Origin of the sequence: Enterobacter sp. GD03975 (assembly GCF_029838645.1) — a bacterium.
GTDB classification, from domain to species: Bacteria; Pseudomonadota; Gammaproteobacteria; order Enterobacterales; family Enterobacteriaceae; genus Enterobacter; species Enterobacter quasihormaechei.
In genome coordinates this window covers 161,381-173,780 of sequence record NZ_JAOBZC010000007.1, presented here as the reverse complement: position 1 = coordinate 173,780, position 12,400 = coordinate 161,381, and the positions used below count along the sequence as shown (strand labels likewise).

Here is a 12,400-nt window from a genome sequence, read left to right as displayed (position 1 = left end):
TGACAGCTTATAACAGAGGATAACAGCGCATGGTGCTTGGCAAACCGCAAACAGACCCGACTCTCGAATGGTTCTTGTCTCATTGCCACATTCATAAGTACCCATCAAAGAGCACGCTGATTCACCAGGGTGAAAAAGCGGAAACGTTGTATTACATCGTTAAAGGCTCGGTGGCCGTGCTGATCAAAGATGAAGAAGGGAAAGAGATGATCCTTTCTTATCTGAACCAGGGCGATTTTATCGGTGAACTGGGCCTGTTTGAAGAAGGCCAGGAACGTAGCGCCTGGGTTCGTGCTAAAACAGCATGTGAAGTGGCTGAAATTTCTTACAAGAAATTCCGTCAGCTGATTCAGGTCAACCCTGACATCCTGATGCGTCTTTCTTCCCAGATGGCACGCCGTCTGCAAGTGACCTCTGAGAAGGTGGGTAACCTTGCTTTCCTGGACGTAACCGGTCGTATCGCGCAGACGCTGCTGAACCTGGCGAAACAGCCGGACGCCATGACCCACCCTGACGGTATGCAAATTAAAATTACCCGCCAGGAAATCGGTCAGATTGTCGGCTGTTCCCGTGAAACAGTGGGCCGTATCCTGAAGATGCTGGAAGACCAGAACCTGATCTCCGCCCACGGTAAAACCATCGTGGTTTACGGGACCCGTTAATTCCGGTCAGACGGCGTGCCGCCGCAGGGTGGCACGCCGTTTTTGTCTCTACTCCTCATGTGGCGCAGGCTGATCTATCACCCGGAAGTTAACTACGCACTGCGACAAACGCTGGTGTTGTGTCTCCCCGTGGCCGTGGGCCTGCTTCTCGGACATCTTCAGCAGGGGTTGCTGTTTTCTCTCGTGCCCGCCTGCTGCAACATTGCCGGTCTGGACACGCCGCATAAACGCTTTTTCAAACGCCTGATTATTGGCGGCTGCCTGTTTGCCGGCTGTAGCCTTGCCGTGCAGCTTTTACTGGCCCGCGACATTCCGCTGCCGCTGATCCTGACCGTGCTGGCGATGACGCTCGGCGTCACCGCCGAAATCAGTTCGCTGCACGCCCGCCTGCTTCCCGCGTCGCTGATAGCCGCCATCTTCACCTTAAGCCTTGCGGGCAATATGCCGGTGTGGGAGCCATTGCTGATCTACGCCCTCGGCACGCTGTGGTACGGGCTGTTTAACTGGTTCTGGTTCTGGCTGTGGCGGGAACAGCCGCTGCGTGAATCCCTGAGCCTGCTCTACGTGCAGCTTGCTGAATACTGCGAAGCTAAATACACCCTGCTCACCCAGCATACCGACCCGGAAAAATCCCTGCCGCCGCTGCTGGAGCGGCAGCAAAAAGTGGTGGATCTGATCAGCCAGTGCTACCAGCAGCTGCATATGCTTGCCGCCAATAAAAATCATGAATACAAGCGGCTGTTGCGTACCTTCCAGGTCGGGCTGGATTTGCAGGAGCATATCTCCGTCAGCCTGCATAATCCGGAAGAGGTGCAAAAGCTGGTGGAGCGCAGCCATGCGGAAGCGGTGATCCGCTGGAATGCGCAGACCGTCGCGGCGCGCCTGCGGGTGTTGGCTGATGATATTCTCTATCACCGCTACCCGACGCGCTTTAACATGGATAAACAGCTCGGCGCGCTGGAAAAGATTGCGCGTCAGCACGCGGATAACCCGGTCGGGCAATTTGCCGCCTGGCATTTCAGCCGCATCGCCCGCGTGCTGCGCACCCAGCGCCCGCTTTATGCCCGCGACCTGATGGCCGATAAGCAAAAACGGCTCCCGCTGCTGCCCGCGCTGAAAAGCTACCTGTCGCTGAAGTCTTCCGCCCTGCGCAACGCCGCGCGGATCAGCGTGATGCTGAGCATCGCCAGCCTGATGGGAATGGCCCTGCACCTGCCGAAACCCTACTGGATCTTAATGACCGTGCTGTTTGTTACCCAGAACGGCTATGGCGCCACGCGGGTCCGTATTCTGCATCGTGCGGGCGGCACGATGGCGGGGCTGATTATCGCGGGCGTGACGCTGCACTTTCACGTGCCGGAGGGCTATACCCTGGCCGGTATGCTGGCGATCACGCTGGTGAGCTATCTGATCATCCGCAAAAACTACGGCTGGGCGATGGTGGGCTTTACGGTGACGGCGGTGTATACCCTGCAACTGCTCACGCTTAACGGGGAACAGTTTATTATTGCCCGTCTGGTCGATACGCTGATTGGCTGCCTGATCGCCTTTGGCGGTATGGTCTGGCTGTGGCCGCAGTGGCAGAGCGGGCTGCTGAGGCAGAACGCCCACGACGCGCTGGAGGCCGATCAGCAGGCCATTCGTCTGATCCTGAGCGACGACCCGCAGCCCTCCCCGCTGGCCTACGAGCGCATGAAGGTCAACCAGGCGCACAACGCCCTGTTCAACTCCCTGAACCAGGCCATGCAGGAGCCGGGCTTTAACGCGCACTACCTGGCGGACATGAAATTGTGGGTGACGCACAGCCAGTTTATCGTCGAGCACATCAACGCCATGACCACGCTGGCGCGCGAGCACACCATGCTGACGCCAGACCTGGCGCAGCGTTATTTACAGTCGTGTGAAATTGCGTTGCAGCGCTGTCAGCAGCGTCTGGAGTATGACGCGCCTGGCGAGTCGGGAGAGTCAAATATTCTGGAAGCGCCGGAAACACTCACTCACGGCCCGATGAGCACCCTGGAGCAGCATTTGCAGCGCGTTCTCGGGCACCTGAACACCATGCACACCATTTCGTCGGTAGCATGGCGTCAGCGTCCGCATCACGGGATTTGGCTAACCCGCAGGTTGAAGCGGACGGCGTATTAGCCTTTTACAATCTTCGCGACCGCCGCGGCAAAGCGGGTTAACCCGTCTTCAATGTCGTTCTCTTCCACCACCAGCGACGGCGCAAAGCGCATCACGTCCGGCCCGGCGTTGAGCACCATGACGCCTTCGTGCGCGGCGGCGTGCAGGAAATCGCGCGCGCGGCCTTTGTACTGCGGCTTCAGCTCGGCGCCGATCAGCAGCCCCATGCCGCGGATCTCGCTGAACACGTCGTACTGTTCATCAATCTTTTTCAGGTGTTTCACAAACAGGTCGCGTTTCGCATTCACGCCGTTCAGAACGTCCGGCGTGTTGATGATGTCGAACGCCGCGCCCGCCACGGCGCACGCCAGCGGATTACCGCCGTAGGTGGAGCCGTGTGAGCCGACGTGGAACGCAGAAGCGATATCCTGGGTGGTGAGCACCGCGCTAACCGGGAAGCCGCCGCCGAGCGCTTTCGCGCTGGTCAGAATATCCGGCGTGACGCCGTAGTGCATGTAAGCGAACAGATCCCCGGTACGCCCCATCCCGCACTGCACTTCATCAAACACCAGCAGCGCCTGATGCGCATCGCACAGCTCGCGCAGCCCTTTCAGAAATTCCGGGGTAGCCGCCGTGACGCCGCCTTCCCCCTGAATCGGCTCGACCACCACCGCGCAGGTATGGTCGTCCATCACCGCCTTCACCGCGTGCAGATCGTTAAACGGCACGTGGATGATGTCCGCTGGTTTCGGGCCAAAGCCGTCGGAATACTTCGGCTGGCCGCCCACGGAAACGGTAAAGAACGAGCGACCGTGGAAAGCGTTATGGAAGGCGATGATTTTGGTTTTATACGGGCTGTGGCGCGTGGTTGCGTAATAGCGCGCCAGCTTAAAGGCGGTTTCGTTGGCTTCGGTGCCGGAGTTCATAAACAGCACGCGTTCGGCGAAGGTTGCATCGATGATCTTACGGCCCAGGCGCAGCGCCGGTTCGTTGGTGAAAACGTTGCTGGTGTGCCACAGGGTTTCGCCCTGGGTTTTCAGCGCGTCCACCAGCGCAGGATGGCAATGTCCCAGCGCCGTCACCGCAATACCGCCCGCGAAATCTACGTACTCTCTGCCCTGCTGATCCCACACGCGGCTGCCTTTCCCTTTTACCGGAATAAACTCAGCCGGTGCATAAATCGGCAGGATCACTTCATCGAATGTCGCGCGGGTAATTGCTGGTTGTTCAGTTGCCATGTCATGACCATCCATTTTTATGTCACAGTGATTGTGAAAATATAATCACAAAATATGCATAAAAAATCACAGCAAGGCAACAGATATTCAGCGGTTGAGGAAATTCGCCAGCAGCGCGTGCCCCTGCTCGCTCAGGATGCTTTCCGGGTGGAACTGCACGCCTTCAAGATCCCAGTCCCGGTGACGAATGCCCATGATCTCCTGCGTCTCGCTCCAGGCGGTAACCTCAAAGCAGGCCGGGAGCGTCGGCGGATCGATCACCAGCGAATGGTAGCGCGTCACGGTTAGCGGATTGTTGAGTCCTGAGAATACGCCCGTACCGGAGTGCGTGACCGGCGAGGTTTTACCGTGCATGACTTTCGCGGCACGGACAATGGTCGCGCCAAAAACCTGCGCAATGGCCTGATGGCCAAGGCAGACGCCCAGAATCGGCAGCCTGCCCGCGTAGTGGCGGATCGCCTCCAGGGAGACACCGGACTCCGACGGGGTACACGGCCCCGGCGAAATCACGATTTTCCGGGGAGCCAGCGTGTCAATGTCTGCCAGCGCGATCTCGTCGTTACGGCGGACAACCACCTCTGCCCCCAGCTCACAAAAATACTGGTAAAGGTTCCAGGTAAAGGAATCGTAGTTATCAATCAGCAGAATCATGGCGGCCCCCGAAAAAATTGCCGCCCTATTCTACTCAGATCCCCGCGCTTCGCTCACTACTTTAGCAAAGATGGCGTTCAGGGCGGCCAGATCCCCCGTCGCCCCGCTCTGGTTGGCGGCGGCCCAGTCGTCCGGGTCGATACCCTGCCAGTTCAGCACGTAGCCCGCATGGATCGCCAGCTGTTCAAAGAAGATCCGCTGGGCCACGCCATTGCCGCTCATAAACGGATGTAGCATGTTGATTTCACAGTAGTAGTGGCTCATTTTGTCTGTGAAATCCTCTTTCGGAAGGCCAACCAGATATTTATCGGTTTCCAGCGAAGCCATCAGCTCATTCCCCACCTTCTCGATGTACTCGAAATGGCAAAAAGGAATGTCGCCTTTGGAAATATCGGCGGTGCGCAGCTCACCAGCCCCTTTCATTTCGTTGCGGAATAAATGGCGGTGAATAAGGCACAGATGGGGTAAACCCGGTGCAGAAGGCCCCAGTTCCAGCGTCTCAATATCGGGTTCAGCTGGACCCTTGCCTTTTTCAAGAAGGCGACTGGCCTGAAGATTGACGCTACGCTGTTGCTCCCAGAGTCGGGATTTTTGCTTGTCGGTGAGTTTTTTCACTACGCCTCCCTGAATAGTCCGTTTGCCACAAGTATAAGCAGCAAAACGCGCTTTCGCTGGGAGGAGGGAAAGACACGGGCAGGATATGCCCGTGTGGAAGAACGATTACGGCAGCACTTTCGCGGAGAGGATCACCACTGGCTTAGACGGCACATTCTGGTATGGACCGACATCGTGGGTCTGAACCTGAGAGATCTTGTCCGCCACGTCCATGCCTTTCACAACTTTACCGAAGACCGCATAGCCAAAGTCGCGCTGGCCGTGATCCAGGAAAGCGTTGTCCGCCACGTTGAGGAAGAACTGGCTGGTGGCGCTGTCTTTATCCGCCGTACGCGCCATGGAAATGGTGCCACGCTTGTTCAGCAGGCCGTTATCCGCTTCATTTTTGATTGGCGGGTTAGGCTTTTTCTGCTGCATCTGCTCGTTGAAACCGCCGCCCTGAATCATAAAGCCCGGGATCACGCGGTGGAACGTGGTGTTGTTATAAAAACCACTGTTCACGTAGTCGAGGAAGTTTTTCACGGAAACGGGGGCTTTCTGGCTATCCAGCTCCAGCTCAATATTCCCCGCAGAGGTAGTCAGCAGGACGTGAGGGTCTCCTTTGGCTGCCAGCGCAGCAGGGGAAACGGCAGAAAGAGCAAACACAGCTGCGACAGCCGCCAGTGTTGATTTGAGCATGAGAATTCCTTAACAAAGCGCAGTATAAAAAGCGAATGGCTTGATTCTAAAGAGCAGTATGAACCCAGACCAGTCTTTTACCTAATTTTACGAAATTGAAACAATTATTACCGCGCAAACGATTGTTCAGTACGCGATAGAATGTGATCTTTATCACGTTAAAGCCTGCAATTGTGCTCAAAATTTTCTTAAAAGATTTAATTAGATCACTTTCGCGACTAAAATCTGCCCGCTCAAACGCAGTCCATGCGTTTTTCTTTACTTTTAACAGGCCAGACATGACTAACAGCAATCGCATCAAGCTCACATGGATCAGCTTCTTCTCTTACGCCCTGACTGGCGCGTTGGTGATCGTCACCGGGATGGTGATGGGTAATATCGCAGAGTATTTCCAGCTGCCCGTTTCCAGCATGAGTAACACCTTCACCTTCCTGAACGCGGGGATCCTGATCTCTATTTTCCTGAATGCCTGGCTGATGGAAATCGTGCCGCTGAAAACCCAGCTGCGCTTCGGCTTCGTGCTGATGGTTGCCGCCGTGGCGGGCCTGATGTTGAGCCACAGCATCGCCCTGTTCTCCGCCGCCATGTTCGTGCTGGGCCTGGTGAGCGGGATCACCATGTCGATCGGTACGTTCCTGATCACCCATATGTATGAAGGCCGCCAGCGCGGCGCGCGTCTGCTGTTTACCGACTCCTTCTTCAGCATGGCCGGGATGATTTTCCCGATGGTCGCCGCGTATCTTCTCGCGCGCAGCATTGAATGGTACTGGGTATACGCCTGTATCGGTCTGGTCTATGTCGCGATCTTCATTCTGACCTTCGGCTGTGACTTCCCGGTGCTCGGCAAAAAAGCGCAGAACACCTCAGAGCCGGTGGCGAAGGAAAAATGGGGTATCGGCGTGCTGTTCCTCTCCATTGCCGCCCTGTGCTACATCCTCGGTCAGCTGGGCTTTATCTCGTGGGTACCGGAATACGCCAAAGGTTTGGGCATGAGCCTGAACGACGCGGGCAAGCTGGTGAGCGATTTCTGGATGTCTTACATGTTCGGCATGTGGGCCTTTAGCTTCATCCTGCGCTTCTTCGACCTGCAACGTATTCTGACCGTTCTGGCGGGTCTGGCGACCGTGCTGATGTATCTGTTCATCAACGGTTCCCCGGAGCATATGCCGTGGTTCATTCTGACCCTGGGCTTCTTCTCCAGCGCGATTTATACCTCGATCATCACCCTTGGCTCACTTCAGACCAAAGTGGCCTCGCCAAAGCTGGTGAACTTCGTGCTGACCTGCGGCACCATCGGCACCATGCTGACCTTCGTGGTCACGGGCCCGATTGTGGCGCACAGCGGCCCGCTGGCGGCGCTGCATACCGCTAATGGTCTGTACGCCGTGGTGTTTATCATGTGCTTCGTGCTGGGCTTTGTGACCCGTCACCGCCAGCACAATACGGCAACGGCTACCCACTAATCGCCATCACCCCTTTGCGTTCTGCAAAGGGGTTTCACCCTGCTCACCCGCTCTGACTGCCGATTCGTATAAAACCCCACTAAATTTGTGCAAAAAACAAGCAAGCACAAAAAACGAACAATATCCGCCACTTATAAAAATCCTGACAAATCATAGATATACCCACTAAGGGGTAGGTGCAGGCGTATTTGATTTGCATCAATAAGTGCCTCTGCTGAATCGTTAAGGTAGGCAGTAATAGAAAAGAAATCGAGGCAAAAATGAGCAAAGTCAGACTCGCTATCATCGGTAACGGCATGGTCGGCCACCGCTTTATTGAGGATCTTCTCGATAAAGCCGATGCTGACCAGTTCGATATTACCGTGTTCTGTGAAGAACCCCGCAAGGCGTACGACCGTGTGCACCTGTCTTCCTACTTCTCCCACCATACCGCCGAAGAGCTCTCTCTGGTGCGCGACGGGTTCTACGAGAAGCATGGCGTAAAAGTGCTGGTGGGCGAACGCGCTATCACCATCAACCGTCAGGAGAAAGTGATCCACTCCAGCGCCGGGCGTACGGTTTTTTACGATAAGCTGATCATGGCGACTGGCTCGTATCCGTGGATCCCGCCGATTAAAGGGTCGGAAACCCAGGATTGCTTCGTTTACCGTACCATTGAAGACCTCAACGCCATTGAATCCTGCGCACGTCGGAGCAAACGCGGTGCGGTTGTCGGCGGTGGTCTGCTGGGCCTGGAAGCGGCAGGCGCGCTGAAAAACCTCGGCGTTGAAACCCACGTCATCGAATTTGCCCCGATGCTGATGGCGGAACAGCTGGACCACATGGGTGGCGATCAGCTACGCCGTAAAATCGAAAGCATGGGCGTGAAGGTTCACACCAGCAAAAACACCAAAGAGATCGTGCAGGAAGGTACCGAAGCGCGTAAAACCATGCGCTTTGCCGACGGCAGCGAGCTGGAAGTGGACTTCATCGTCTTCTCCACCGGTATTCGTCCACGCGACAAGCTCGCCACGCAGTGCGGCCTGGCCGTCGCCCAGCGCGGCGGGATCATGATCAATGATACCTGCCAGACCTCCGATCCGGATATCTACGCCATCGGCGAATGTGCCAGCTGGAATAACCGCGTGTACGGTCTGGTGGCGCCAGGGTACAAAATGGCGCAGGTTGCCGTTGACCATATCCTCGGCAACGAAAACGCCTTTACCGGCGCAGACATGAGCGCCAAGCTGAAGCTGCTGGGCGTGGACGTAGGCGGCATTGGCGATGCGCATGGCCGCACTCCGAACTCCCGCAGCTACGTCTATCTGGACGAAAGCAAAGAGGTCTACAAACGCCTTATCGTCAGCCAGGACAACAAAACCCTGCTCGGTGCGGTGCTGGTGGGCGATACCAGCGACTTCGGTAACCTGCTCCAGCTGGTGCTGAACGCCATTGAGCTGCCGGAAAACCCGGACGCGCTGATCCTGCCGGCACATGCCTCCAGCGGCAAACCGTCGATCGGCGTAGATAAACTGCCGGACAGCGCGCAGATTTGCTCCTGTTTCGACGTCACCAAAGGCATGCTGATCTCCGCCATCAACAAAGGCTGCCACACCGTTGCGGCGCTGAAAGCCGAAACCAAAGCTGGTACCGGCTGCGGCGGCTGTATTCCGCTGGTCACGCAGGTGCTGAACGCTGAACTGGCGAAACAGGGCATCGAAGTGAACAACAACCTGTGCGAGCACTTCGCTTACTCTCGCCAGGAGCTGTATCACCTGATCCGTGTGGAAGGCATCAAATCCTTCGACGAGCTGCTGGAGAAACATGGCCAGGGCTACGGCTGTGAAGTGTGTAAGCCGACCGTCGGTTCCCTGCTGGCGTCCTGCTGGAACGAGTATGTGCTCAAACCAGAGCACACCCCGCTTCAGGACACTAACGACAACTTCCTGGCCAACATTCAGAAAGACGGGACTTACTCGGTGATCCCGCGTTCTGCCGGAGGGGAAATCACTCCGGAAGGGCTGGTCGCCGTGGGCCGTATCGCCCGTGAGTTTAACCTGTACACCAAAATCACCGGTTCTCAGCGTATCGGCCTGTTTGGTGCGCAAAAAGATGATCTGCCGGAAATCTGGCGTCAGCTGATTGAGGCGGGCTTCGAAACCGGTCACGCGTATGCCAAAGCGCTGCGCATGGCGAAAACCTGCGTGGGCAGCACCTGGTGCCGCTACGGCGTAGGCGACAGCGTGGGCTTCGGCGTCGAGCTGGAAAACCGCTACAAAGGCATCCGTACTCCGCACAAAATGAAGTTCGGCGTCTCAGGCTGCACCCGTGAATGTGCGGAAGCGCAGGGTAAAGACGTGGGTATCATCGCCACCGAGAAAGGCTGGAACCTGTACGTGTGCGGCAACGGCGGGATGAAACCTCGCCACGCGGATCTGCTGGCGGCGGATCTCGATCGCGATACGCTGATCAAGTATCTCGACCGCTTCATGATGTTCTACATTCGTACCGCCGATAAGCTGACCCGTACCGCGTCCTGGCTGGATAATCTCGAAGGCGGTATCGACTACCTGAAGTCGGTCATCATTGACGACAAGCTGGGTCTGAACGAACAGCTGGAGTCCGAGATGGCTCGCCTGCGCGAGGCGGTGATCTGCGAGTGGAGCGAAACCGTGAACACGCCTGCGGCGCAGACGCGCTTCAAACACTTTATCAACAGCACCCAGCGCGACCCGAACGTGCAGGTGGTGCCGGAGCGCGAACAGCATCGTCCTGCAACCCCGTATGAACGCATTCCGGTGATGCTGGTGGAGGAAAACGCATGAGCCAGTGGGTAAACATCTGCAACATTAACGACATTCTGCCAGCAACCGGCGTCTGTGCTTTGCTGGGTAACGAGCAGGTGGCGATTTTCCGCCCTCGCCACGATGAACAGGTCTTTGCCATCAGCAATATCGACCCGTTCTTTGAGGCCAGCGTGCTCTCCCGCGGACTGATTGCCGAGCACCAGGGCGACCTGTGGGTCGCTAGCCCGCTGAAAAAGCAGCGCTTCCGCTTAACCGACGGGCGCTGCATGGAAGACGAAAGCTTCTCTGTGAAGCACTACGACGTCCGCGTGAAGGACGGCGAGGTGCAGCTGAAAGCGTAACCCTCCGCCTTTCCAATAGGAAAGGCTTATGACCTCTTGTGGGTAGCAGCAGGAAAAACCGTATGTTCTGTACGATCCCTGCTGTTATCCTGACGTCAATTCTTCCCCCGCTATGAATGCTGTGAGGTAACGTCGTGGATCACCTGCCGATTTTTTGTCAATTACGCAACCGCGACTGCCTGCTCGTGGGTGGCGGCGATGTGGCTGAGCGCAAAGCCCGCCTGCTTCTGGAGGCTGGCGCCCGCCTGACCGTTAACGCCCTCACCTTCGCCCCACAGTTTGACGTCTGGGCGCAGGAAGGGATGCTCACGCTGGTGCAGGGCGAATTTGATGAATCCCTGCTGGAAACCTGCTGGCTGACCATCGCCGCAACGGATAACGATGACGTTAACCAGCGCGTCAGCAACGCCTGCGAAGCGCGCCGCATCTTCTGTAACGTGGTGGATGCGCCGAAAGAGGCGAGCTTTATCATGCCGTCGATTATCGACCGTTCACCGCTGATGATTGCGGTGTCCTCCGGCGGCCGCTCGCCCGTGCTTGCGCGCCTGCTGCGGGAAAAACTGGAGTCCGTGCTGCCGCAGCATCTCGGCCAGATTGCCCACTACGCCGGGCAGCTTCGTTCCCGCGTGAAGCAAACCTTCTCAACCGTGGGCGAACGCCGTCGCTTCTGGGAGAAGTTCTTTGTCAACGACAGGCTGGCGCAGTCACTGGCCAATCAGGACGCAAAGGCGGTTGAAGAGACCACCGAGCAACTCCTCTCGGAACCGCTGGATCACCGCGGTGAAGTGGTGCTGGTGGGCGCAGGTCCCGGCGATGCGGGCCTGCTGACGCTGAAAGGCTTACAGCAGATCCAGCAGGCCGATATCGTGGTGTATGACCGTCTGGTCTCTGATGACATCATGAACCTGGTACGCCGGGATGCTGACCGCGTGTTCGTCGGCAAACGGGCGGGTTATCACTGCGTACCGCAGGAGGAGATCAACCAGATACTGCTGCGGGAAGCGCAAAAAGGTAAGCGCGTGGTGCGCCTGAAGGGTGGCGATCCGTTTATCTTTGGTCGCGGCGGCGAAGAGCTGGAAACCCTGTGCAACGCCGGTATTCCGTTCTCCGTGGTGCCGGGCATTACGGCGGCATCCGGCTGTTCTGCCTATTCCGGTATCCCGTTGACCCACCGCGATTATGCCCAGAGCGTGCGCCTGGTAACGGGACACCTGAAAACCGGCAGCGAGCTGGACTGGCATAATCTGGCCGCTGAAAAGCAGACGCTGGTCTTCTATATGGGGCTAAATCAGGCCGCCACTATTCAGGCGAAACTGCTGGAGCACGGCATGGAAGCAGATATGCCGGTCGCGCTGGTAGAAAACGGTACCGCCATTACGCAGCGCGTGGTTGATGGGGTGCTGACGCAGTTGGGCGAGCTGGCGCAGCAGGTTCAAAGCCCGGCGCTGATCGTTGTTGGACGCGTGGTTGAGCTGCGCGAAAAGCTGAACTGGTTCTCGAACCACTAACCATAGTCTCTCTTCCTGGAGTAGTCCTTATGCGGACTACTCCCTTCATACCTCAGTCGATAACATACCGCCCGCATAATGGAACTTTTCCATTTATTCCCTCGTGTTACATCCAATTTTAGATTTTTAGACAAGGAATGCGTATGTTCAAACTGGCAAAAGCTGCCGTTCTGGTCGGCCTGTTATCAACTCTGACGGCCTGCACCGGTCACGTTCAAAATACTAAAAATAATTGCAGCTATGATTACCTGCTGCACCCGGCGATCTCCATTTCGAAGATCATTGGCGGTTGCGGCCCGGCGGCACAGCAGTAAGCGTTTTTCAGGCGTAAAAA

11 protein-coding genes are annotated in these 12,400 nt (G+C 56.9%); 7 read left to right on the top strand and 4 right to left on the bottom strand.

Annotated features, from left to right (window positions below; all coding sequences use genetic code 11):
* Positions 1 to 29 precede the first annotated feature (29 nt).
* Both crp and N5C09_RS13820 read left to right on the top strand, forming a co-directional pair.
* The gene (crp, locus tag N5C09_RS13825; RefSeq protein ID WP_000242758.1) at positions 30 to 662 is read left to right on the top strand and encodes a cAMP-activated global transcriptional regulator CRP; all 633 of its coding nucleotides are present in this window, start codon (positions 30 to 32) and stop codon (positions 660 to 662) included.
* 57 nt (positions 663 to 719) lie between these two features.
* A complete protein-coding gene (locus N5C09_RS13820; RefSeq protein ID WP_063449491.1) occupies positions 720 to 2,807 on the top strand; it encodes a YccS/YhfK family putative transporter in 2,088 nt (695 codons plus the stop codon).
* Here N5C09_RS13820 and N5C09_RS13815 read toward each other — a convergent pair.
* The 4 genes from N5C09_RS13815 to ppiA form a co-directional block, all read right to left on the bottom strand.
* Complete coding sequence (locus tag N5C09_RS13815; RefSeq protein WP_279749241.1) at positions 2,804 to 4,024, bottom strand: aspartate aminotransferase family protein; 1,221 nt, start codon at positions 4,022 to 4,024, stop codon at positions 2,804 to 2,806. The genes N5C09_RS13820 and N5C09_RS13815 overlap by 4 nt on opposite strands.
* Positions 4,025 to 4,111: 87 nt before the next feature.
* Positions 4,112 to 4,675 (bottom strand): aminodeoxychorismate synthase component 2, encoded by a 564-nt coding sequence (gene pabA / locus N5C09_RS13810; RefSeq protein ID WP_279749240.1) that lies wholly within the window; start codon positions 4,673 to 4,675, stop codon positions 4,112 to 4,114.
* 30 nt (positions 4,676 to 4,705) lie between these two features.
* Entirely contained in the window at positions 4,706 to 5,290 is a 585-nt protein-coding gene (locus tag N5C09_RS13805) for a putative adenosine monophosphate-protein transferase Fic (RefSeq protein WP_279749239.1), read from the bottom strand.
* A gap of 105 nt (positions 5,291 to 5,395) precedes the next feature.
* On the bottom strand, positions 5,396 to 5,968 hold the full coding sequence (gene ppiA, locus N5C09_RS13800; RefSeq protein ID WP_022649614.1) for a peptidylprolyl isomerase A: 573 nt from the start codon (positions 5,966 to 5,968) through the stop codon (positions 5,396 to 5,398).
* A 278-nt stretch (positions 5,969 to 6,246) separates the two neighbouring features.
* Between ppiA and tsgA the strand changes: the two genes are divergently transcribed.
* The 5 genes from tsgA to N5C09_RS13775 all read left to right on the top strand — a co-directional run bounded on the left by tsgA (position 6,247) and on the right by N5C09_RS13775 (position 12,380).
* Complete coding sequence (tsgA, locus tag N5C09_RS13795) at positions 6,247 to 7,431, top strand: MFS transporter TsgA (RefSeq protein ID WP_279749238.1); 1,185 nt, start codon at positions 6,247 to 6,249, stop codon at positions 7,429 to 7,431.
* Positions 7,432 to 7,691: 260 nt separating this feature from the next.
* Positions 7,692 to 10,235: a nitrite reductase large subunit NirB gene (gene nirB / locus N5C09_RS13790; protein WP_279749237.1), complete on the top strand. Its 2,544-nt coding sequence runs from the start codon at positions 7,692 to 7,694 to the stop codon at positions 10,233 to 10,235.
* Entirely contained in the window at positions 10,232 to 10,558 is a 327-nt protein-coding gene (nirD, locus tag N5C09_RS13785) for a nitrite reductase small subunit NirD (RefSeq protein WP_063449497.1), read from the top strand. The genes nirB and nirD overlap by 4 nt, the downstream gene beginning before the upstream one ends.
* 134 nt (positions 10,559 to 10,692) lie before the next feature.
* On the top strand, positions 10,693 to 12,066 hold the full coding sequence (cysG, locus tag N5C09_RS13780) for a siroheme synthase CysG (RefSeq protein ID WP_279749236.1): 1,374 nt from the start codon (positions 10,693 to 10,695) through the stop codon (positions 12,064 to 12,066).
* A 143-nt stretch (positions 12,067 to 12,209) separates the two neighbouring features.
* A complete protein-coding gene (locus N5C09_RS13775; protein WP_008503029.1) occupies positions 12,210 to 12,380 on the top strand; it encodes a YhfL family protein in 171 nt (56 codons plus the stop codon).
* Positions 12,381 to 12,400 lie beyond the last annotated feature (20 nt).